Origin of the sequence: Collinsella sp. TM06-3, assembly GCF_003436395.1 — a bacterium.
Classification (GTDB): domain Bacteria; phylum Actinomycetota; class Coriobacteriia; order Coriobacteriales; family Coriobacteriaceae; genus Collinsella.
The window spans coordinates 36358-59873 of sequence record NZ_QSPG01000004.1; the positions used below are offsets into that span (position 1 = coordinate 36358).

The 23516-nt window shown below is 61.1% G+C and carries 23 protein-coding genes; all 23 read right to left on the bottom strand.

The features are described from left to right. Positions 1–170: 170 nt before the first annotated feature. The 23 genes from DXD56_RS02605 to DXD56_RS02715 all read right to left on the bottom strand — a co-directional run bounded on the left by DXD56_RS02605 (position 171) and on the right by DXD56_RS02715 (position 23510). Complete coding sequence (locus DXD56_RS02605; protein ID WP_117639884.1) at positions 171–2417, bottom strand: polyribonucleotide nucleotidyltransferase; 2247 nt, start codon at positions 2415–2417, stop codon at positions 171–173. A gap of 149 nt (positions 2418–2566) precedes the next feature. Then, positions 2567–2845 (bottom strand): 30S ribosomal protein S15, encoded by a 279-nt coding sequence (gene rpsO / locus DXD56_RS02610; protein ID WP_035138510.1) that lies wholly within the window; start codon positions 2843–2845, stop codon positions 2567–2569. A 138-nt stretch (positions 2846–2983) separates the two neighbouring features. Then, complete coding sequence (gene recO, locus DXD56_RS02615; RefSeq protein WP_117639886.1) at positions 2984–3733, bottom strand: DNA repair protein RecO; 750 nt, start codon at positions 3731–3733, stop codon at positions 2984–2986. 15 nt (positions 3734–3748) lie between these two features. Then, positions 3749–4816, bottom strand: a complete 1068-nt coding sequence (era, locus tag DXD56_RS02620; RefSeq protein WP_187362360.1) for a GTPase Era — start codon at positions 4814–4816, stop codon at positions 3749–3751. Between the two features lie 12 nt (positions 4817–4828). Further along, on the bottom strand, positions 4829–5206 hold the full coding sequence (locus tag DXD56_RS02625; RefSeq protein WP_117639888.1) for a diacylglycerol kinase family protein: 378 nt from the start codon (positions 5204–5206) through the stop codon (positions 4829–4831). A gap of 9 nt (positions 5207–5215) precedes the next feature. Further along, positions 5216–5725: an rRNA maturation RNase YbeY gene (gene ybeY / locus DXD56_RS02630; RefSeq protein WP_117639890.1), complete on the bottom strand. Its 510-nt coding sequence runs from the start codon at positions 5723–5725 to the stop codon at positions 5216–5218. After that, positions 5722–6708, bottom strand: coding sequence for a PhoH family protein (locus DXD56_RS02635; RefSeq protein ID WP_089573386.1), 987 nt, complete (start codon positions 6706–6708; stop codon positions 5722–5724). The genes ybeY and DXD56_RS02635 overlap by 4 nt, the downstream gene beginning before the upstream one ends. Beyond that, entirely contained in the window at positions 6689–7981 is a 1293-nt protein-coding gene (locus DXD56_RS02640; protein ID WP_117639892.1) for a MiaB/RimO family radical SAM methylthiotransferase, read from the bottom strand. The genes DXD56_RS02635 and DXD56_RS02640 overlap by 20 nt, the downstream gene beginning before the upstream one ends. A 9-nt stretch (positions 7982–7990) precedes the next feature. After that, the gene (dnaJ, locus tag DXD56_RS02645) at positions 7991–9139 is read right to left on the bottom strand and encodes a molecular chaperone DnaJ (RefSeq protein ID WP_117639894.1); all 1149 of its coding nucleotides are present in this window, start codon (positions 9137–9139) and stop codon (positions 7991–7993) included. Between the two features lie 81 nt (positions 9140–9220). Next, positions 9221–10324, bottom strand: a complete 1104-nt coding sequence (locus DXD56_RS02650; RefSeq protein ID WP_187362361.1) for a DnaJ domain-containing protein — start codon at positions 10322–10324, stop codon at positions 9221–9223. Between the two features lie 58 nt (positions 10325–10382). Then, complete coding sequence (gene hemW / locus DXD56_RS02655; protein WP_117639896.1) at positions 10383–11615, bottom strand: radical SAM family heme chaperone HemW; 1233 nt, start codon at positions 11613–11615, stop codon at positions 10383–10385. Positions 11616–11617: 2 nt separating this feature from the next. Beyond that, positions 11618–12661, bottom strand: coding sequence for a tRNA dihydrouridine synthase DusB (dusB, locus tag DXD56_RS02660; RefSeq protein WP_117639898.1), 1044 nt, complete (start codon positions 12659–12661; stop codon positions 11618–11620). A 4-nt stretch (positions 12662–12665) separates the two neighbouring features. Beyond that, positions 12666–14477 (bottom strand): translation elongation factor 4, encoded by a 1812-nt coding sequence (gene lepA, locus DXD56_RS02665; RefSeq protein ID WP_089573391.1) that lies wholly within the window; start codon positions 14475–14477, stop codon positions 12666–12668. Positions 14478–14573: 96 nt separating this feature from the next. Next, positions 14574–14840, bottom strand: coding sequence for a 30S ribosomal protein S20 (gene rpsT / locus DXD56_RS02670; RefSeq protein WP_117564276.1), 267 nt, complete (start codon positions 14838–14840; stop codon positions 14574–14576). Between the two features lie 133 nt (positions 14841–14973). Next, complete coding sequence (gene holA / locus DXD56_RS02675) at positions 14974–15936, bottom strand: DNA polymerase III subunit delta (RefSeq protein WP_117639900.1); 963 nt, start codon at positions 15934–15936, stop codon at positions 14974–14976. A 78-nt stretch (positions 15937–16014) separates the two neighbouring features. Continuing rightward, positions 16015–18318: a DNA internalization-related competence protein ComEC/Rec2 gene (locus DXD56_RS02680; RefSeq protein ID WP_117639902.1), complete on the bottom strand. Its 2304-nt coding sequence runs from the start codon at positions 18316–18318 to the stop codon at positions 16015–16017. Beyond that, positions 18315–19028 (bottom strand): helix-hairpin-helix domain-containing protein, encoded by a 714-nt coding sequence (locus DXD56_RS02685; protein WP_117639904.1) that lies wholly within the window; start codon positions 19026–19028, stop codon positions 18315–18317. Before DXD56_RS02685 ends, DXD56_RS02680 begins: the two co-directional genes overlap by 4 nt. 213 nt (positions 19029–19241) lie before the next feature. Beyond that, positions 19242–20486, bottom strand: a complete 1245-nt coding sequence (thiI, locus tag DXD56_RS02690; RefSeq protein WP_117639906.1) for a tRNA uracil 4-sulfurtransferase ThiI — start codon at positions 20484–20486, stop codon at positions 19242–19244. Then, on the bottom strand, positions 20487–20768 hold the full coding sequence (locus DXD56_RS02695) for a DNA-directed RNA polymerase subunit omega (protein ID WP_035138532.1): 282 nt from the start codon (positions 20766–20768) through the stop codon (positions 20487–20489). 5 nt (positions 20769–20773) lie between these two features. Next, complete coding sequence (gene gmk / locus DXD56_RS02700) at positions 20774–21343, bottom strand: guanylate kinase (RefSeq protein WP_099431806.1); 570 nt, start codon at positions 21341–21343, stop codon at positions 20774–20776. Continuing rightward, positions 21344–21652: an integration host factor, actinobacterial type gene (gene mihF, locus DXD56_RS02705; RefSeq protein ID WP_006236130.1), complete on the bottom strand. Its 309-nt coding sequence runs from the start codon at positions 21650–21652 to the stop codon at positions 21344–21346. A 239-nt stretch (positions 21653–21891) separates the two neighbouring features. Beyond that, the gene (gene pyrF, locus DXD56_RS02710) at positions 21892–22608 is read right to left on the bottom strand and encodes an orotidine-5'-phosphate decarboxylase (RefSeq protein ID WP_117564271.1); all 717 of its coding nucleotides are present in this window, start codon (positions 22606–22608) and stop codon (positions 21892–21894) included. After that, a complete protein-coding gene (locus DXD56_RS02715; RefSeq protein ID WP_199408852.1) occupies positions 22602–23510 on the bottom strand; it encodes a dihydroorotate dehydrogenase in 909 nt (302 codons plus the stop codon). The genes pyrF and DXD56_RS02715 overlap by 7 nt, the downstream gene beginning before the upstream one ends. Positions 23511–23516 lie beyond the last annotated feature (6 nt).

The window sequence follows — 23516 nt, forward strand, 5'->3', positions numbered from 1 at the left end:
CCGCATATGAAGTTTATCGCGAGTTCCGCACGCAAAGGAAAGCACTTAATGTGCTTTCCGTCTTGCGCAGGACTGTAGAGCAGGAAACTTCATATGCGGCCCTCCCGGGCGCAAGCAAAAGGGCGACCCCTGTCCGGAGTCGCCCTTGCGGTGCTGGTTATGTACGGCTGTTACTCGGCGTCGTGGTGGCGGCGGGGCTTGCGGCCTCCGTTGTCGCCGGGACGGCGCGGACGGTCGCTGCGCTCGGAGCGCTCGCGACGCGGACGCTCACGACGCTGGAAGTGCTCGCCGTCGCCCTCGGAGGCACCCTCGGCGCGAGCCGGGGCCTCAGGCTTGTCAAGACGATCGAGCGAGATCTTGCCACGGTCGTCGACCTCGATGACGACGACCTTGACCTCGTCGCCCACGTTGAGGACGTCCTCGACCTTCTCCACGCGGCCCTTGGCGACGCGGGAGATGTGGAGCAGGCCGTCCTTACCGGGCAGAAGGTTCACGAAGGCACCGAAGGGCTGGATGGAGACAACGCGACCGGTGTACTCCTCGCCCGGCTCGGGAACCTTGATGATGAGCTTGATGCGCTCGACAGCCTGGTCGACGGACTCGCCGGTGCCGCCGACAAAGACGGTGCCGTCCTCCTGGATGTCGACCGAGGCACCGGTCTCGTCCTGGATGCCGCGGATGACCTTACCACCAGAACCGATAACGTCGCGGATCTTGTCGGTCGGAACCTGGATGGAGACGATGCGCGGAGCGGTGCTGCGCGTGGTGTGGCGCGGCTCGGGGATCACATCGAGCATCTTCTGCAGGATGAAGGCGCGACCCTCCTTGGCCTGCTGCAGGGCGCGGGCCAAGATGTCGAAGGTAAGACCGGTGGCCTTGTTGTCCATCTGCAGGGCGGTGATGCCCTCGGTGGTGCCGGTGACCTTAAAGTCCATGTCGCCCAGGAAGTCCTCGAGACCCTGGATATCGGACAGGACCACGGTCTTACCCTCCTCCTGGATCAGGCCCATGGCGATACCGGAGACCGGGCGCTTAATAGGCACGCCGCCGTCCATAAGGGCGAGCGTGGAGCCGCAGGTCGAAGCCATCGAAGAGGAGCCGTTGGACTCCATGACCTCGGAGACCACGCGAATAGCGTAGGGGAACTCGTTCTCGTCGGGGAGCACCGGGAGCAGGGCGCGCTCGGCCAGGTTGCCGTGGCCGATCTCGCGGCGCTTGGGGCTGCCCATGCGGCCAGTCTCGCCGGTGCAGAACGGCGGGAAGTTGTAGTGGTGCATATAGCGCTTGCCCTCGGTGGGCTCGATGGTATCCAGACGCTGACCCTCGTTGAGCATACCGAGCGACAGGACGGAAAGCACCTGGGTCTGGCCACGCTGGAACAGACCGGAGCCGTGAACGAGCGGCAGGTAGTTATCCTTCACCATGATGGGGCGAATCTCATCGGCGGCACGGCCGTCGACGCGCTCGCCGGTCTCGACGACCATGGTGCGCATAGCCTTCTTCTCGAGCTTCTTGAGCGCCACGGGGATCTCGCGCTCCCAAGCGGCCTGCTCCTCCTCGGTGAACTCGGCACGGATGGACTCCTTCAGAGCCTCGACCTTACCGATACGGGAGAGCTTGTCGGCATCGCGAAGGGCGGCGGCCATCTCGTCGTAGTGGGCGAAGATGCGCTCCTGGACCTCCTCGACGGGCTGGTCGAGCGGGTACTCCTTCTTGACGATGGCGCCATTGACCTGCTCCCACTCGGCAACGAACTCGTCCTGGGCCTGGCAGAAGGCGGCAAGGGCCTCCTGGCCAAACTTCATGGCGGCGAGCATGTCGTCCTCGGAGATCTCCTCGGCGCCGGCCTCGACCATCGAGATGAAGTCGGCAGAGCCGCCCAGCTCCAGGTCCAGGTCGGAGTTCTCGCGCTCCTCGTAGGTGGGGTTGACGATAAACTCGCCGGTCTCCACGTTACGGCCGATGCGCACGCAGGCAAGCGGGCCCTCGAAGGGCACGCCGCCGAGCGTCATGGCCAGGGAGGCACCCATGACGTTGATGACGTCAAAGGGGTTGACCTGGTCGGCGACGAGCGAGGTAGCGACGATGTGTACCTCGTTGCGGAAGCCGTCCGGGAAGCTCGGGCGAATCGGACGGTCGATCATGCGCGCGGTGAGCGTGGCCTTCTCACTGGGACGGCCCTCACGCTTGAGGTAGCCACCCGGGATGCGGCCGGCGGCGTACATCTTCTCGTTGAAGTCGACGGTCAGCGGGAAGAAGTCGTAGTTCTTGCGCTCCTTGGAGACGACCACGGTGTCGAGCATCGTGGTGTCGCCCTGCTTGACCAGGCAGGCGCCGGTGGCCTGCTTGGCAAGCTCGCCCGACTCAAAGGTGTAGGTCTTGCCGTACAGCTCAAAGGTCTTGGATACGAGTGTCATTGTTCTCCTTTACCCCGCAGGCCCCTTGCCTGCAGGCTCCTCATGTGACGCGGGCCCCCTGCCCCCGCCACGCTTCAGAGCGTGATTGTTCACGCCCTTACACAAAAAGAGCGCCCCGCTGCGCAGGACGCTCCTTGCATGTACAAATCCTACTGGATGTTGTCGCGGATGCCCAGAGCCTTGATGAGCTCACGGTACTCGACGATGTCGTTCTTCTTGATGTAGGAGAGAAGACGACGACGACGGCCGACGAGCATGAGCAGGCCACGACGGGTGTGGAAGTCCTTCTGGTGGGACTTCATGTGCTCGGTCAGCTCCTTGATGCGCTCGGACAGGATGGCGACCTGAACCTTGGGGTTGCCGGTGTCGACCGGGGTGTTACCGAACTGGGCAGTCAGCTCAGCCTTGCGCTCTTTGGAAACAGTCATTGTTTCACCTTTCGTTTCTTGTCGCCCGCGGGCGACACTATTCGCCTCGGACTGGGAAGCCGTCGGTGGAGCGAGCATCCAAGGTCGAGGTACCAACAGGTCGGTATGTTACCACAAGCAGACCGCCCATGCGCATCATCACCGACCCAACATGAATTCCATCGCACGGAGGCGCTGGTCGGTGTGCATCGCAGCCCACACATGCGAAAGCCCGAGCAAGAACGCCGCCGTATGCGGGTCGATTCGCTCGACCATGAGTGCATCGAAGGTCATGGACATGAGGGCGCGCAGCCACGCGACCTCACCGGTCGAAACCAGCTCGGCACCCGGAACGCTCGACGCGCACGAACCGCACATGAGCCCGCCCGCCTGGGGCGAAAAGTACGACAGCATGGGGTCTCCGCACAGCACGCAGGCCGAAAAATCGGGTCGATAGCCCACGTGCGACAGAAGTTTAAAGACAAAGGCCGCCACGAGCAGGTCCATATGTGCCGAGTCGAGCCCGCAGCCGACAAGCGTGAGCGCCCGCTGCGTGATGGCAAAGGTAAACGGGTCCTCGGCGTCCTCGAATGAGCACACGCGCGCGACCTCGGCAATCGCGCTTGCGGCGCAGGTCGTCTCGTAATCGGGCGCGGCGCCAACCGGCGCTTCCAAAAGCTCGGCCTGAGAAACAACGTCGAGCGAGCGTCCATGTGCGAGCAGCATATCGACGGTACAGAATAATTCGCAGCGCGCCGCCAAGCGCCCACCGGGTTTGCGGGCCCCCTTTGCCACGGCACGAACCTGGCGACCCCGCTCGTCAAGCATCGTCAGAATCAGATCGGTCTCTTTGAGCTTGGTCTTGTCGAGCACGAGCACCTTCGTGCGATATGTCCGGGAGCCTGCCATGCGCGCTGCGCGTCCTTAGTCCTCGGCGTTGTAGCCAAAACGGCGAATCTGAGCCTCGTCGTCGCGCCAACCGGCCTTGACCTTCACGTCCAACTCCAAAAAGACCTGCGTGCCAAAGATGCGCTCAAGATCGCGACGGGCGTCGATACCGATATGCTTGATCATCTCGCCGCCCTTGCCGATGATGATGCCCTTTTGGCCCTCACGCTCGACATAAATGGTGGCGTGCACACGCAGCACCTTCTTGGTCTGCTCGAGCGCATCGCAAATAACGCCAACGGAGTGCGGAATCTCATCACGGGTGCGGCGCAAGACCTTTTCGCGCACAAACTCGGCAACGAGCGTCTCGTCGGAAGCGTCGGTACCCATGTCCTCGGGGAACCAACGCGGACCCTCGGGCAAAAAGTGCGCAACGGTCTCGATGAAGGCATCGACGTTAAAGTTCTTGACCGACGACGTCACGATCTCGTCGTCATATTCCATAAGCTCGTGGGCGGCCTTAAGCTGCTCCATGACCTGTGCGGGGTCGGCTTCATCGGCCTTGGTGAGCACCAGGACCTTCTTGGAACGGGCATTCTTGACACGCTCGGCAACCCAGGCGTCTCCCCTGCCGATCGGTTTGGTGGCATCAATCAAAAACGCGACAACATCGACATCGTTCAGCTCGAACAGCGCGCTCTTGTTCAGCTCGGACCCTAGACCGTCCTTGGGCTTGTGGATACCCGGGGTATCGACAAAGACCAGCTGGTAGCCGGGGCGGTTGACGACGGCGCGCATGCGGCGGCGGGTCGTCTGGGCCACCGGCGAGGTGATGGCGACCTTTTTGCCATAGCAGGCGTTGAGCAGCGTTGACTTACCGGCGTTGGGGCGGCCGACCAAGGCCACGAAGCCACTGCGGAAACCGGGCTCAACGTCGCCAAAGCCCGCGAGGCTGTCGTCCTCATCGCACAGGGCGTCGAGCTCCTCGTCGCTCATGCCCTCAAACGGGTCGAACTCCTCGACTTCCTCATAGGCCTCGGTCGCCTTAGCATCCGGGGACTCGTCGTCCAAAATCTCATCGGTAGACTGCATATTGTCGGACATGGGAATCCCTTTCTAAATAAAGCCGAGCGCGTGGGCAAATACCAGCACGCCCACAATCGCGGCGGTGATGGAAAGAACGTATACAGAGGCGGCGGCGATGTCCTTCGCACGCTTGGCCAGCGGATGGAGCTCCTGGGTCGCTAGGTCGACGATAGCCTCCATAGCGGTGTTGCACAGCTCGCCGTGAATCACCAGGCCACAACAGATGATAATCGTGGCCCACTCGGCAATGTCGAGCCCCACGATGCAGCCGGCAATGACGGTGCACACGCCCGCCACGAGCATGACCTTAATGTTGCGCTCGGTCTTGACGGCGGTGACGAAGCCCTCCATGGCGTAAGAAAACGACTTTAAAAAGGACGGATGGTCCTTGTTCGATCCGGGAATCATAGACGGCTCCTAGTCGTGGGCATGGTTGGTGATGGGGCCGACGTGGACTAGCTTGGGGTCCTCGCCGCGCTCGAGCGCCAGATCGCGCAGGATGGCGTCCTCGCGGGCCTCCATGACCTCGGCCTCGTCGTCCTCGATGTGGTCATAGCCCAGCAGGTGCAGCATTCCGTGTACGAGCATCAGACGGCACTCATCAGCGGGACTATTGCCAAAACCGGGGGCCTGACGGGCAATAACCTGCGGGGCCAAGATAATATCGCCGAGCTCGAGCGTCTCATCGGCGGGAATGTCATCGTCAAAGGCCGAATCGCACTCAAACGAGAGCACATCGGTGGTGCGGTCGATACCGCGCCACTCGTGGTTGAGCTCGTGCATCTCGTCCTCGTCGACATACGAAAGGGAAATCTCAACTTCACGCTCAACGCCCTTGGCGGCAAGCACGACCTCGCAGATGTGCTCCACCTCTTGCGCGTCGAGCAGCGTATCGAGCTCGGCATCGTTGCTGATCAATACACTCAACGGGACTCCTTTCGGTCGCGCGAACGCTGCTCACGCACGTCATCATAAGCATCATATGCCTCGACGATACGACCCACCAGGGCATGACGCACCACGTCGGCACGCTCGAGGTGAGAAAATGCCACATCGTCGACACGGCCCAAAATCTTCTCGACATCCGCCAAGCCGCCACGACGACCCACCAGGTCGCGCTGACTCAAGTCGCCGGTAATCACGAACTTGGAGTTGAAGCCCAGGCGCGTCAGGAACATCTTCATCTGCTCGGGTGTCGTGTTTTGTGCCTCATCGAGCACCACGAACGCATCGCTCAGCGTACGGCCGCGCATGTAGGCGAGCGGGGCGATCTCGATCACGCCACGTTCCATAAGCTCATCGGTGCGCTCGCGATCCATCATGTCAAAAAGGGCGTCGTAGAGCGGGCGCATGTACGGATCGATCTTTTCCTCGAGGGTACCGGGCAAAAAGCCCAGGTTCTCCCCCGCCTCGACAACCGGGCGCGTCAAGATTAGGCGACCCACCTCGTGACGCTTGAGCGCGGCAACGGCGAGCGCCATGGCCAGATAGGTCTTACCGGTACCGGCGGGACCCAGGCCAAACGTGATGGTATGCGAGCGGATGGCGTCAACATAGCGTTTTTGGCCGAGCGTCTTGGGACGAATAACGCGGCCGCGATACGACAGCAGCACGTCATCGCGCAGCGACGAGGCATCATGCTCTCCATCGCGCAGGACAGCCAAGCAACGCGAGACATCGTCGGCAGACAGCGTGCGTCCGGCAGCCGCCTCGCGAAAAGCATGCTCAAAAAAGCGCACCACGAGCTCGACCTCATCCGGGTCACCGCTCACGGCGATACTGTCGCCACGGGCGACCACGTGGGCGCGAACCAAGCTCTCGAGCGCACGAAGGACGCCGTCGCCGGCGCCCAAAACGCGCGAGGGATCAATCCCCTCGGGAACGGTAAGTCTAATCTTCGAGGCTTCCATGAACCTCCCTGCGCGCATGGACCAAGCCGGAATCATCGACTTCGATGATAGCAACATCGAGCAGGCACGGGGCTGTAAGTCCACAGGTATCGTCAAGACGGGCATGATGGAACGAGCCGAGCGTCAGGTTGTCACCATACTCGAGCACGGCGCGCTCAACGGTTCCCACGCGACGACGAGCATCGGCGATGGCGAGTTCCTGCGCCGCGGCCCGCATACGGCGGCTGCGCTCAGCCATAACCTCTGGCGGTACCTGGTCGGGCATATCGGCGGCAAGTGTGCCGGGACGCTTACTGTAGCGGAACACATGCATGCGCGAAAAGCCCACGCGACGGCATAGCGCCAGCGACTCCTCGAACTCCTCATCCGTCTCACCGGGAAAACCGACGATGACGTCGCACGAAAGGGACGCCTGAGGCAAGTTGGCGCGAATCATGCGCACCGTATCCTCAAACGCCTCGGCGCTATAGGGACGGCCCATGCGATGCAAGGTCGCCGTGCAGCCGGACTGCACGGGCAGGTGCAAAAACGGGGCGATACGCTGCGGATAGCGCGCCATAACCTTAAGCAGGCGCTCAGAGATATCCATGGGCTCGACCGAGGAAATGCGCACATGCGGAATAGACGTGCGCTCCATGATGGCCTCGAGCAGCTCATCGATTTCGACATGCTCGTCGGTCGCGCTCTTGCCATCGTAGGCACCCAGGTTCACACCGGTCAGCACCACCTCGGGCACGCCGGCCTCCTGGGCCTCGCGAACTTGCTCGAGCACGGACTCGACGGGCACGGAGCGCTCGGGGCCGCGTGCCTTCCACACAATGCAATAGGTGCAGCGATGGTTGCAGCCGTCCTGAATCTTCACGCCCAGGCGAGAGCGACCGAGCGCATCGACCACGTCGCCATCGCTACAGGCGGGCACGCTATCGGATTCAACACCCAGCACCTCGCAGACGCGCTCGGCGACGTCAATCTTGGACGGCTCGGCGATCACGCGATCGGAGAGCTCCAGCAGCTCCTCGGGATGCAGGTTGACGACGCAGCCGGTTACGACCACGTAAGGCTCGCCCGGATAGGCCAGCGCATGACGAACGGCCTTACGGGTCTTGGCCTCGGCCTCGCCCGTAACGGCACAGGTGTTAATGACGATCAGGTCGGCATCCTGGGGCTCCACCATAGCAAAACCCAGGCGCATAAGATCGGCAGTGATACGGTCAGACTCAACCCGGTTGACACGGCAGCCGAGGTTGACGACGGAAATATGGGGTGCGAGCACGCGGGCTCCTTAATCGAGGATATCGTCGAGGGCACTCTTGATACGGTCGGTCACCGACTTCTTACCGGAAGCGACGTCATCGCCCATCTCATCGGCAAAAGCACGGAGCAGCTCGCGCTGCTTATTGGAAAGATTGGTGGGAACGACCACGCGCAGTTGCACGATCAAGCGGCCACGCGAACCGCCACCGCCAATGCGCGGCATGCCGTAATTATTGACGCTCACGGTGTCGCCGTACTGGGCGCCGGCGGGGACGCACACCTTAACGACCTCGTCGGGCATAATGCCCTCGACCTCGATCTCGCAGCCGAGCGCAGCCTGCGCAATCGAGATATCGCTCACCAGGTACAGGTCGTCACCGTTGCGCTTAAAGCGCTCATGGTCGGCAACGCGCACGTTGACAATCAAGTCGCCCGAAGGCTCGCCGCGAAGACCGGCCTCGCCAAAGCCGCTCACACGCAGCTGTCGACCGGTCGAAACGCCGGCGGGAATATCGATGTCAATCTTTTCATGCGAAGGCGTGCGGCCCTGACCATCGCAGGTCTCGCAGGGATGGTCGATAACCGTGCCCTCGCCATGGCAGTCGGGGCAAGGCGAGGAAGACTGAACCTGGCCCAAAAACGATCGCTGAACCGTCGTGACATAGCCCGTGCCGTGGCAGCGGCCGCACTGCTTTTCCTGTGCGCCCTCTGCCCTACCGGTGCCATTGCAGTCCTCGCAAGGAGCAAAGCGGTCATAGCTGATTGTCTTTTTGCAGCCGAGCGCCGCCTCCTCGAGCGTCACCGAAAGCGAGATGGCCATGTCACGACCGCGACGACGCTCGCGACGGCTGCGGGCGCCACCGCCGGCACCGCCGCCAAAAAACGACGAGAACAAGTCGTCCATGCCCATACCACCAAAGATATCGTTGATATCGACGTAGCCCGAACCACCAGGGCCGTCGGCAGTGCCGTAACGGTCGTAGTTAGCACGCTTCTGCTCATCGGAAAGAACGGAATAGGCCTCGTTGAGCTCCTTGAACTTGGCCTCGGCCTCGGGGTCGTCCGAAACGTCCGGGTGTACGGTACGGGCCTTCTTTAAAAACGCACGCTTAATCGTCCGCGCGTCGGCATCCTTGTCGACGCCAAGTACCTCGTAGTAATCCCTATTTTCCGACACGACCGAATCCTTCCGACTTTCATTATTGTCACAGTGCGTCCTATACCCAAGCTGGGCCAACCGCAAACAGAGGGTTTGATGTTATTGCATTCCGTAAGGCGAAAGCATGGCCCGTTGCGAGCAGCTCGCGAACCAAACCGACACGAGCGCGAACATGAAGCCATTGGCAAAACCGTTGGCAAACTGCATCGCACCGCGCTTCCACCACAGCAGGCTGCGATGAAGCACGCCGTCCGAAAGCACCATGAACAGGCCCATGGTAAACGGAATAAAGCACATCACGGCAAAGGCCGAGAACACGCCCGAGATGGCCGAGAGTACCAAAAACGGCGCCACGATGCCCATCAGGTAAAAACCGGTACGAGCTTTGCCTTCCAAGCGCTCGGACTCGACATGGGCACGGCCGACTAGATCACCGCCAGCGGCACCGTTAGTGCCGGCGTGACCCATGCCGCTAATGCGGACCTCGTCGCCATCGTGCGTGCCGGCAGGAAACTCAATCGTCTGCTCGGAGGTTACGCGAGTACGACCGCTGCCACCGCAATCGGGGCAGGGGTCGGCCACGACCTTACCGGAACCGCCGCACTCGGGGCAGACCGACTGGAACGTGCCCGCACCAAACAGGAAGGACAAGTCGACGTCGATGTGCCCGCGGCCACCGCAGCTCGGGCAGGTATGGGCATGCTCGGAGGAGACAGAACCCGAGCCGCCGCAGTGACCACAGGTATCGAAGCGCGTATAGCGGACGGTCTTGCGGGCACCGTCCTTGGCCTCCTTGGCGTCCAGTTTGATATCGACGACCACGTTGGCGCCGTTCTCGGGATTGTAGGCAGCCTGGCCGCGACGCTGCTGGCCCCAGGCACCGCCAAAAGGAAAGCCGCCCTCAAAGGGATTGCCATAGCCCGTGTTGCCGGCATAGCCGCCACCATAGGGCGAAGCCGTAGGGGCACCGGCAAAGGGATTGCCAGAACGCATGGCATCGTAGCGCGCACGTTTTTGCTCATCCGAAAGCACGGCGTAGGCCTCGGAAACCTCTTTAAACTTTTCCTCGGCATCCGGCTCTTTGTTGACGTCCGGATGGAGCTTACGGGCCTTTTGCTGGAAGGCCTTTTGAATATCACGCGAGGTGGCGTCCTTGGAGACACCTAGAATCTCGTAGTAATCTTTTTCGTTCATCGTCGCCATGCGCGGCAACCTCCTGCTCACAGCAGCGTATATATTCCGGTAATTCTACCCGAGCGGCCTAAGCTAGATCCCAAAACAGCTCGAACAGAACATTTCCATCGAGCCAGCCCAGGTGTGTCGGTGCTAAACGAGCTCGAACATGGCCCGCGACGACATCTGCCGAAGTAAAGGGTCCCTCATGGACCCCGAGCGTCTCGGGCACCCAAGTGGCAAGACCCAATTCGAGCGCGCGATCACAAGTGGCTGTCAGCTCATCGGCCGGGATGACACGAGCCGCGCGAACCAACAGGTCGGACGCAATACCGCGCGTCATGCGACAAGCGAGCATCAGGTCTTCGGCCGCAGCCTCTCGCTGCGACAGGTATTCGGCCTCAAACGACGTCGCGTCATCGTCGCGCTGAACCAAACGCACACGGTACGCGTCGCCTCGAGCAGACACGCCGGGGAACAAGCCTGCAAGACGGTCGAAATCCCCAGTATCAAGCATACCGGCGGCAGAACGGCCCAGGCCCAGGTAGCCCCGTCCGGTCCAGTAGGCAATGTTATGGGCGCATTCATGGCCGTCGAGCGCGTAGCTCGCCACCTCATACGGGTGATAGCCGGCGGCACCCAGGAGCTCGCGCGCCACGTCCATGCAGGCGGCCTGAAAATCCTCGTCGGGCTCGAGCGACTCGTCACGGCACGCCATGCGATAGAGGGGCGTCCCCACCTCGAGCGTGAGCGGGTAAACCGACACATGATGCGGAACCGCCGCCAGCACGCCCTCGAGCGTACGCTTCCAACTCGCTGCGGTCTGCCCGGGAAGTCCGCACATAAGGTCGCACGACACGTCAAGCCCAGCGTCCTTGACCGTCGCGATGGCGGCGAGCGCCCGATCGGCATCGTGAATGCGGCCGATGGCGGTAAGTTCGGTGTTATCGAGCGTTTGCACGCCCAGAGAAACGCGTGTGACACCAACCTTGGCAAGCGCAGCAGCAAGCTCGGCGGTCAGCGACTCGGGATTGGCCTCGCAGGTAAACTCAACGGGGGCGCACCACGCACGAATACGCCGCGCCAGCTCCACCAGGCGCTCCCCCGCCAGCGACGGCGTGCCGCCGCCAACATAGACGGTGCGGATCTGGTCGAGGGCCCCAGCCTTGCCAAAAGCATCGAGACGCGCGAACAACTGCTCAAAATAGGAATCGAGCGCGGCATCCAAATCACACGAAGCAAAGCTGCGCGAGTCGAAGTCGCAGTAGCGGCACTTTTGGGCACAGAACGGCACGTGCACGTACAGCGCGGTAACGGCCACCCTTAAGCCTCCAGCGGATGAGGGGGCACCGATTCGCCGGCGGCAAGGGCAGCCTCGCAGGCCACCACATCATGCTCGATCTCATCGACCAGCGCCATAAACTCCTCATACGTGGAGCAGCGCACCACATGGGCACGCCAAGCGGCGGCATGGGGCATGCCTTTTAAGTACCAGCTTGCGTACGTACGGGCACGCGACATGAGCGGCAGGAGCTCATGCGTCAGCGTTAGGTGCTCACGCAGGGCGTCCAGGCGCTCGACAGAGGAGCGAGAAGGAACCGGCGCGCCATCGAGCGCAAGGGCGCGAGCATCGCCGAACACCCACGGATTGCCGTAGATGCCGCGCGCGATAAACACCGCGCTGGCACCCGAGCCGTGCAGATGCTCAGCAGCGTCCTCGGCCGAGAACACATCGCCCGAACCAATCACGGGAATCTCGACAGCGTCGGCAACCTCATCGACGACCGACCAATCGGCCTGGCCCGTGTAGAGCTGCGTGGCGCAACGACCATGCACGGCGACTGCGGCAGCCCCTGCACTCTCAAGCATCTGGGCAAATGTCGCGGCATTGCGGTCCTCGGCATAAAAGCCCTTGCGAATCTTGACGGTCACGGGCACGTGCGCCGCGCCAACCGTGGCCTCGACGATCTTCTCGGCCAGGTCGGGCGTGCGCATGAGCGCCGAGCCCTCGCCCTTGGTAACGACCTTGCGGGCGGGACATGCCATATTGATATCGATGAGCGACAGGCGATCGCCAACGCGCTCCTCGACGGCGGCGACGGCGCTCGCAAACTGATCGGGCTTGGAGCCAAAGAGCTGCACGCAAATCTGCTGCTCCTCGTCGGCCGGTAGCACCAGGCGCCACGTCTTATTACTGGCATAGGCAAGGCCTGCCACGCTCACCATCTCGCTGTAGGCAAGGTTGGCACCGCGGCGGCGACACATGATGCGATAGGCAGGGTCGGTCACGCCCGCCATGGGAGCCATAAGGAACGGCTGCTCGGCATAGGCGCCCAGCAGCCGCAGACTATATTCGGAAAGAGCCATAGACCTACTCGTCCACCTTGAGGATCGCCATAAAGGCCTCCTGCGGGACCTCGACCGATCCGATGGCCTTCATACGCTTCTTGCCCTCTTTCTGCTTCTCGAGCAGCTTGCGCTTACGCGAGATATCGCCGCCGTAGCACTTAGCAAGAACGTCCTTGCGACGGGCCTTGACGGTGGAACGGGCGATGATCTTGTTGCCGATAGCACCCTGGATGGGCACCTCGAACAGCTGACGCGGGATGATCTCCTTGAGCTTGTCGCACAGGCCACGGGCCAGGCCATATGCCTTGTCCTTATGGACGATAAACGAAAGCGCGTCCACCTCGTCGCCCGAAAGCAGGATGTCGAGCTTGACGAGCTCAGAGGGGCGATATTCGTTGAACTCATAGTCGAGCGAGGCGTAACCCTTGGTGCGGCTCTTGAGCTGATCGAAGAAGTCCAAGATGAGCTCGGCGAGCGGCATATCAAAGCGCATCTCGACCGATTTGCTCGTCAGGTGGATCATGTCGGTCGTGACGCCGCGGTGCTCGATGGCGAGCTGCATGACGGCACCCGTGTACTCAGGCGGGCAGATGATCTTTGCCTTGAGGTAGGGTTCCTCAATACGATCGATGCGGGTGGCCTCGGGAAGGTCCTGCGGACTGCGGACATCGATCATCTCGCCGTCGGTCTTGTAGACGTGATAGTCGACCGAGGGGCTCGTGGCAATGAGGTCCAGGTTGAATTCGCGCTCCAGGCGTTCCTTGACGACTTCCATGTGTAGCAGGCCCAAGAAGCCCACGCGGAAGCCAAAGCCGAGCGCCACCGAGGTCTCGGGCTCCCACACCAACGATGGATCGTTAACGTGCAGCTTATCGAGCGCGTCACGCAGGTTCTCGTAGTCCTTGTTATCGATTGGGAACAGGCCCGTATAGACCATGGGCTTGGCCTCGCGGTAACCTGGAAGCGGCTCGGGGCAGGGGTTCGACGCCCAGGTAAGGGTGTCGCCCACGCGAACGGCCTCGGGGTCCTTCAGGCCCGTGACCACATAGCCGACCTCGCCAACCGTCAGCGCGTCAACCGGGGTCTCGGCAGGACGCTTGACACCCACGCCGTCGACCAAAAAGTCGCCCTCTGCCTGCATCATGCGCAGGGTATCGCCCTTTTTGATGGAGCCGTCAAAGACGCGCACCGTGGCGACGACGCCACGATACTCGTCGAAGTACGAATCCAGAATGAGTGCCTTGAGCGGCGCGTTCGCATCGCCCTTGGGCGGAGAGATCAAAAAGACAATGGACTCCAGCAGATCATGGATGCCCTCGCCGGTCTTGCCCGAGACACACACGGCATCATCGGCGGGAATCGCCAGGTCATCCTCGATCTCGGTCTTAACCTCATCGGGATGGGCAGAGGGCAGGTCGATCTTGTTGATGGCCGGCACAATGTCCAGATTGGCGTTCATGGCGAGCGTCGCGTTGGAGACAGTCTGCGCCTCGACGCCCTGCGTGGCGTCGACAACGAGCACCGCGCCCTCACAGGCTGCCAGCGAGCGCGAGACCTCATAGGTAAAGTCAACGTGGCCCGGCGTATCGATCAGATTGAACTGATACGTCTCGCCATCGTCGGCGTCATAGGACACGCGAACGGCATTGGACTTGATCGTGATGCCGCGCTCGCGCTCGATATCCATGGTGTCGAGCAGCTGCGACTCCATGTCGCGTTCGTCGACGGTATGGGTGAGCTCGAGGATGCGATCGCTGATCGTGGACTTGCCATGGTCGATGTGCGCAACGATTGAGAAGTTGCGGATGTGGGAAATGTCAATTGAAGTATTCATGCGGACTATCTTACCCGAGCGGTACAAAAAATGGAGCCTGTTCCATAAAACAGGCTCCATTTATGCGCGTAATCTGTGTGGTGTGAAATTTACAACTTAGGCGTTGATGCTGTTCACGAGCTTGGCAAGACCGGACTTGCGGTTGGAAGCCTGGTTCTTGTGGATAACATGCTTGGCGGCAGCCATGTCGAGACGCTTGGTGACGGTCTTGAGGGCAGCCTGGGCCTTCTCGACGTCGCCCTCGGCGACGGCGGACTGGACGTGCTTGGTCAGCGTCTTGAGCTCGGACTTGACAGCCTTGTTACGCATGCGAGCTGCCTCATTGGTGCGGATACGCTTCTTCTGAGACTTGATGTTTGCCACTTCTGGAGTTCCTTTCGAGTTCCTTGCAAAAAATGTATGACACCTCTGAGACACGGTGAGGTCATGCAAGCGCCTACTATAGCACGCTCCCCCTCAAAGGGATAGAACGAATTTGTCAAATAGGCAGGTATCATCACGATTTTCTCAAGATGTTCGTAATCCAGAGCAAAAGCGCGGTCTGAGAATCGGCCGAACCCTTCAGCGCGAGCTCCACATCGACCGCGCTCTCGAGCGCGGCAACGAGCTCTGCCATCGAAAAGCGACGTGCCCAGGTCAGGTGATTCTTGACCTGCCAGGACTGGAGCTTAAGTGTTGCGGCCAGCTCACGACCCTGTCCGCGCGCATCGAGCGCCTTGGCAACGATAAGCTCGCGGATGCGGCCGCACAGCAATGTGTAAGTCCACACGTAGCTCTTGGCGGGCAGTAGATTGAAGAGCTCGAGCGAGCGTCGCATGTCACGGGCCGAGACCGCATTGAGAAAGTCCCAGGGTTGAACCTCGGCCGTACGTACAATCCAGCGCTCAACGTCGGCAAGCTCAATCTGGGGCGCCTCGACCATCTGGGCAAGCTTAGCCAAGTCGTTATCGAGCATGCGAGTGTTTTCACCCGAACGCGAGACGAGTTCCTCGGCGGCCGCCGTCGAGATCGACTTGCCGTGCTGCGTCGCCATCTGCTGCACACGGCGCGGTAGCTCCCAGCGCTTGGTGCCGGAGCAATCGATCACCGCCTTCTTGTCTATCTTGGCGATCGCCTTATACAGGCGCGTATTCTTGGCAAGTGAGTCGGCGATGATGAGGCAGACCGTTGTTGGGCTGGGACCCGCCAGATACCCAACGAGCGGCTCCGAGACCGCCTTGGCGAGCTTTGAGCAGCCATCGAGGATTACCAGACGAAACTCGCTGCCCATCGGAAAGGTGTTAAGCGATCCGATAATGGACTCGATATCGGGGTCCTTGGTCATGTCTCGCTCGTCGAGGTTGAACTCGACCATACCCGATTTTTCCAGACGCGCTTTCATACGCGAGACGGCGTGGTCGCGCTTAACTCCGTCGGTACCGACGATCAGATATGCCGGCAGCAAACCGGTTTCGGACATTGCGCTCCCCTCCCGCAGGCCTTCGTATTCGTTCCGTGCCATTTTAGCCCAGGGGCCCACCACACGCCAACGACGTCGTCACGGTCGCTGGCGTCGCATCGCAAAGCCATTCGCAGTCGGTGTGACGGTAATGTCGCCGTGTTCGATGGTACACGCGAACACACCACCCGCTTCCTTAACGGCATCGATGCAGGCATCGGACGGATGGCCGTATCGATTCCCCTCACCGGCGCTTGAGAGGGAAAGCTCGGGCTTCAGGACGTCCAGCAACTCGCCATCGACTGAAACCTTGGAGCCGTGATGCCCAAGTTTAAGGACATCGATATCCCCCACCTCCTGCACGAATTCCCGCTCTTGGTCGAGCTCGGCATCACCGGTGAGAAGTATTCGCAGGCCCTTGCCTTCCTGAACATAAGAGAGCAGCAGGACAAGCGAGTCCTCATTTCCCTCGCCATCCACGGACTCGAATGGCCACATCACGCGAGCGCAAAATGAGCCGATGTCGACCGTATCCCCACGGCGCACCTGCCGATACTCCACGCCAGGTCGGTTCAATACCTCGGCAGGAGCATCCTCCAGCGCATCCGCCGCCACGGCAATCGTTCCGACCGAAAACTGTTCGAGCACGGCAGGCAGACCACCCCAGTGGTCCTCATCCCAATGCGTCACAAAAACGGCATCGATATGGCGCACGTTATTGCGAACCAACGCCGCAACCACACGCTCGTCGAGCCCGCAGTCGACGAGAGCTACTGCGCCGCCTTGGCGGATAAGAATCGCATCGGCCTGGCCCACATCGAGCACCGTCACCGAAGGCGGAGCGAATCGATCCCAATAGACGTACGGAATCGCAGCCAAGAGCATCAGGCATGCAAGCCCCACCGCCATAGGACGTGCACGGGGACGCGGCCACCAGACCAGCAGAACCGCCAGCAAACACGGCGCTAGGTAAATCCACATGCTATCGGGCGGCACGCTCACGGATGCACCCGGCATGGCGGCAAACAGCTGCTCGAAGAACAGCGCGCAACGGGCGGCAATCATGGGCACAACGAGCGCCCAAGTCCGCAACGGTCCCACAAGCGAAAAGGGAGCCAGAACGATCGACACAGCGAGCAGTACGCTCACCACCGGACCGATGACCGCATTTGCCAACGGAGCAATGAGCGAGAATGTACCGAAGGTAGGAATGGTGATGGGAAGTGTCGCCAGTTGCGAGCATAGCGTGACGGAAAGCATGCTGGCAAAGCCCGATGGCACGCCCAGCTCACCCAAAGCGTAGGTCGCATAGGGGCAAAAGCACAGAATGGCTAAGACGCTGGCACATGATAGCTGAAAGCCCATCTCGAACAGCACCGTCGGCCGCAGTAGCACAAAGATGGACATGGTTGCGAAGAGCGCCGAAAGGCCGTGCCGGCGACGCCCCGCGCCGTTTACGACAAGCGTCGCGAACACCATGCAGCACGCGCGCACGGCCGAGGGAGACGCGCCCGTAAATGCAGCGTAGCCCACAAGCGTTATCGCCAATATCGCCCGCTGAAGACCACGTGAGCACCGAGTCTTTTGCAATACGCCCTCGATTACAAACCCCACGATAGCCAAATGGCTGCCCGAGACGGCGATAAGATGTGCCGTTCCCGTCACAGAAAACCAGTCGCCCGCCGGCTGGGCGCGCAGCTCGGCCGAACGACCGCAGACGACACCGGCTATGAGCGCACGCGCCGGGTCGGTCGCGGGCGCGATGGACGCAAGCAGCCCATTTCGCAGCCGAAGCAGCGGCCCCGGAGAACCCTCATCGACCGACACAATCCGAACGGCTTTAACCTTACGCACCTCGCCTCGGAGCACGCGCGATCGTCCATATGCATCGTTCTCAAAACGCGAAACGCGACCGATAACACGCACGTGCGCCCCGACCTTGAGCTCACGATCACACGATAGGCGAACCGTTGCCAAGTTCTTACCGTCCGCGCGTGCCTCACAGGTATAGGAATACACGTCGTCGTTTATGGATGGATCACCCTGCACGACAAACTCGAGGCCGCTTGCCGCTCGACCGTCGAGCGCCTTCGAGGCGCTGAGCACACCCACAGCCCACCACGCCGAGACGACCGCTCCCGCCACGAGACCGGCGGACGCGGCATACAGCCACCGCTTCAAAGGAGCAAGCCGCGCACAAGAGTGAGCCAGCACAACGAAAACCGCTGCCGCAACGGGAATGGCCCATAGCGGCCCGACCGCCGTCGCCCGCTCCCTCAGCAGCGCATCAGCGGCTATGCTGAGCACCAAGGCGCAGCTCACGCACATGCCGGCACACAGGGCCATCGTCCACGGAATCAGGGGCCGCGGAGGCATCACGTGCTCTCGCTCGGTCGCACTCATACGCAGATGCAATCTTTGATTTTGGCAAGCTTCTTCTCGCCGATTCCCGACACGCGCATCAGATCGTCAACCGAAGCAAAAGCACCGTTCTTTGTCCGCTCATCGATAATCGACTGTGCCATTGAGGGACCGATTCCCGAGAGCGTCTGCAGCTCTGCCGAGCTTGCCGTATTAATGTTTACTAGGCCTGTTGCGCCACCGACGCCTGATGATGCGGAAGTCCCACCATCAACACCGGCTTCCGCAATGGACGCCTGCTGCTCCCCTACCGTTGGAACGTGAATTTTTTGTCCATCAGTGACCTTGGATGCACGATTAAGCCCCGTAACGTCTGCTTCGGGCGCCAGCCCGCCGGCGGCATCAATCGCCTGAGCCACCCGCGCCCCGTCTTTGAGGCGATATACACCGGGTGACACCACGGCGCCATCAACATCGACATAGACCTCTGCCGCGGCAGACGCCTTAGGCGAAGAGCCTTCGGATGTCTTTCCGCTCGAAGCATCGCCGGATCCCGGCTCCACTAACGTGCCCGAACCATCAGTGCGCTCAAACGACACACCGCCGGCACCGCCGCCAAGGTTCGCCATCGCCAGTCCACTCGCCATCGCAATGACGACCAGTATCGCCATCACCACTGCCTTATGACCGAGCAGTTTGCCCGCCCAGCGGTCCATCTTTTTGACTCGTTCGTGTTGTTCGCGCTGCGCCATAGCAAAACCTCCCAACACCATCGTGTCAGGAAAGGAGCTCCACAACAGCCACGCCCCAAAACCGGTTTTTGCGGTCAAACCAAATACCGACCAAAACCTTGCACAAATCTGTCCATTTATTCAGGCACACGTCAGCAAATGAACGCTTAGCCGCAAAATGCCCAGATAGCAAAAGACCGACGATGCAGGCGCATCGTCGGTCTATGCACAAATTTACTCGTAATCTTGGTAAATCTCACGCGGAGCAAGCTCCGAATGTTTGCGTTTTAAGGTCTTAGGGGCCTTATACGTGTTGCTCTCGAAGTCGATGTACTCGGTCTGCTTGAGCAGGCGCTCGATCATCTCCTCATGATCGAACAACTCCCAGGCCTCATGCACGGCATCAAGTTTAGCGTGCGTCTCGGGTCGGCGCGGCATAAACAGCGTGCAACAGTCGGGAGCGGCCTCAGTCGAGATATCGAACGTACCGATCTCCTCAGCACGCGCGATGATCTCCTGCTTGTCCGAACCGATGAGAGGACGGAACACGGGGATCTTCACGGCCTCGTTGACGGCCATGATGTTCTCAAGCGTTTGGGAGGCAACCTGCCCAAGCGATTCGCCCGTAACGATGGCCTTGGCGCCCTCGATGTGCGCAATGCGCTCGGTAACCGAATACATAATGCGACGATACATGATCACACGCAGGTTGCTGGGGCAGGTGACCGAAATCTCACGCTGGCAGTCGCCAAACGGCACCACGTACAGGCGGCCGATCTGGACACCCGGCTCAAGCGCACGGATGATATCCTGCACCAAATACTCACTCGTATCGGGCGTCTGCGGACGACCGGAGAAATGTACCGGCACGCAAACCGCGCCGCGGCGCGCGAGCATCCAAGTCGCCACCGGAGAATCGATACCCGAGGACAGCAGCGTCACGACCTTGCCGGCAGAACCCACCGGCAGACCGCCCACGCCGCGCTCGGAGCGTGCGTACACGTAAACGCTACCCTGGACCACCAGTACGTGCACCATTGCATCGGGGTCGTGCATTTGAACCTTTTTATCGGGGAAGGCCTCACACAGTACCTCGCCCACCTGACGATTGATATCGATCGAGGTGAGCTCATAGTCAGTATTGGAGCGCTTGGCGTGCACCTTAAACGAATCGAAGGAACCAAACTCGCGCAGCGCCTTCACGGCGGCGGCGCAGTACTCCTGCGGGTCGCGGTTGGTGTGATACGCCAAAGACACACGGGCAACGCCGGGAACGGTGCGAATGACACGCGCCGCCTCGTCGGCCTGATGTTCGTTAAAGGTCACGAGGATATAACCGGAAATTCGAGACACGGCGTTCACGGAAAAGGCGGCCAAGGCCGCCTTGATGTTATCCATGAGGATATGCTCAAAATGTGCGCGGTTCTTGCCCTTCAGTCCAACCTCGTGATAGTGGACCAGGCAGACGCGAGCTGCCATTTAGGCTTCAGCAACCTTGTGGCCGAGCGCCTTCTCGTAACGGGCCTCGTCGTAAGAGATGTCGCCGTCGACAATCTCGTCCATAGCCATCGAGATGGTATCGGCACCGGAAAGCCCGATGGTGATGTCATCGACATCCTGGACGGCAAGCACGCGGTTGTGCTGGCCACGCAGCATGCTATTGATGTCGCAGGCGCGCTTGGAGGCAAGCGAAGCGAGCAGGAAGCGGTTGTGATCGGTCTTCTCCAGAAGATCGTCAATGCAAGGCTTTACAACGGACACGGACCTCAGATCCTTTCATGCATATCGAGAACGCGAACGAGCTCATCGGTCGCGCGGTCGAGATCGTCATTCACCACGACGTCGTCGTAGCGGTCGGCAAGGGCAAGCTCATCGGCGGCGTTTGCCATACGCAGCTCAATCGTCTCGGGCGTCTCGGTACCGCGACCGACTAGACGCTCGCGGAGCACCTCAAGCGAAGGCGGCTTGATAAAGATCAGCACGGCCTCGGGGAAACGCTCCTTCACCTGCAGGGCGCCCTGGACATCGATCTCCAAAATCAGAGACGAGCCCGAGGCGAGCTTGGATGTGACCTCGCTCACCAACGTGCCGTAGCAGTTACCGTGGACCTCGGCCCACTCAACAAACTCACCGTTTGCCACGCGGCGGTCGAACTCCTCGCGCGTCAGAAAAAAGTAGTTGACGCCGTCGACCTCACCTTTGCGTGGTGCTCGCGTGGTAGCCGAAACCGTCAGGCCCAGGTTCGAGCGGCGCTCGCGCACACGAGTGACGAGCGTACCCTTGCCTGCGCCTGACGGTCCAGAAATCACAAAGAGCTTGGAATCCTGAGCGCTCACTTATTTGGTCAGCTGCTCGAGGAGCTGCTCGCGCTGACGGACGCCGAGGCCCTGGACGCGACGGGTAGCGGAGATACCGAGCTCCTCCATGATCTTGGCGGCCTTGGCCTTGCCATAACCAGGGAGAGACTCGATGAGAGTGGAAACCTTCATGCGGGAAGCGATGGGGTCATCGGAGTTGAGCACGGACTCGAGGGACTTCTCGCCCTTCTTGATCTGCTCGCGAAGCTCAGCGCGGGCGTGACGTGCGGCAGCAGCCTTCTCAAGAGCCTGCTTGCGCTGCTCGTCGGTAAGCTGAGGGAGTGCCATTCGTACCTCCAAATAGTTGGGTTATATCTGATTCAATAATTAGCATTTTAGCACGTAGAACGTACAAAATGCCCAATCGCGGCTCCATAGGTTAGACGATACCCGCAAAAAGTGCAATATACTGCGCCCAAAGTTAAGCCCCTGACCTGCGATTCCACACAAAGGATGGGAAAGTTTACGCAGGCACAGGGGCTATTTTGTGCTAATGAGACCCAAAAGTGGTGACTTAGGGGAATCTTTTACGCGACGTTTTCGACCAGCTCGGCGACGATGGCGTCAAAGGCGGCAACCGGATCGTCGGCACCGGTGATGGGACGGCCCACCACAATGTGGCTTGCGCCACGCTCGATAGCCTGGGAAGGCGTCGCCACGCGGGACTGGTCACCAAGGGCGGCACCCACCGGACGCACACCCGGAGTCACGATCAGGGCATCAGGACCCAGCAGCTCACGCATGTCGTGAGCCTCCATCGGCGAGCACACGATGCCATCGATGCCGTTGGCCTGAGCGAGCTTTGCCAAGCGGGCGGCCTCCTCGGCCACGGGGGACTCGACGCCAATCTCGCTCAAGGCATCCTGATTCATGCTCGTGAGCACGGTGATGGCAACGAGCTTGGCGCGGTCCTCGCGCGCCTCCTCGGCACCCTCGCGGCAGGCAGCGAGCATAGCGCCCGAGCCCAGGCCGTGGACCGAAAGCAGGTCGGCACCGGCAAGCGAGGCCGAGCGGGCAGCGCCGCGCACCTGATGCGGAATGTCATGGAACTTAAGGTCGAGGAAGACCTTAAAGCCAAGGTCCTTAAAGGTCTTGACGATCTGGGGGCCCTCAGCGTAATAGAGCGTCATGCCGACCTTGAGCCAAGCGGCATGGCCCGAAAGCTCGTGGGCGAGCTCGAGCGCACGCTCACGGTCGCAGTCGAGGGCGACAATAACACGGTCGCGGGCATCATTCTCTAGCATTCGAAAGCACCCACCAGCTCGTTGATATCCTTCACGCCCTGGGACTCTGCCCAAGCCTCGAGCTCGCGCGCGATCTTAATCGAAGCGCACGGATCGACAAAGTTGGCCATACCGACCGACACGCAGGTGGCGCCGGCCAGGATAAACTCAGCCGCATCCTCGCCGGTCATGACACCGCCGACACCGTTGATGGGGATATCGACGGCCTGGGCAACCTCCCAGACCATACGCACGGCGATGTGGTGGCACAGCGGGCCCGAAAGGCCGCCCTTGGGCTTGGCCACGCGGGACTTGCGGGTATGGACGTCGATGGCCATGCCCTGGATGGAGTTGATGACCGAAAGACCGTCGGCACCGGCAGCCTCGAGGGCCTTAGCGATCTCGGCGACGTTAACCGGCGCCATCTTTACGAACAGCGGCTTATCAGTCACCTTGCGGCAGGCAGCCATAACGGAAGAGGCGCCCTCGGGCGTGGAGCCCATGGCGGCACCGCCGGCGGCGATATTAGGGCAGCTCACGTTGATCTCGTAGCCGGCAGCCCAGGGGCACAGCTCGACATACATCTCGAGTGCGCGGACAAACTCGTCAACGGAGTGACCGGCAACCTGACAGATGACCTGGCAGCCGTCCTTGGACAGCTGTTCGAGCCACGGACCGGACTCGCGGGCAAAGGCGGCCACGCCGGGGTTCTGAAGACCCACGGAGTTGATCATACCGCCGGGAATTTCGGCCATGCGGGGCGCGGGATTGCCGGGCCAGGGCTCGGCAGCGCAACCCTTGGTGGTGATGGCGCCCAGCTGGGAAACATCAAAGAAGTTCTGGAACTGCCAACCGTAGCCAAAGGTACCGGCTGCGGTGTTAATGGGGTTCTGCATCTTGACGCCGCCGAAATCGACGGCCATGTTAAC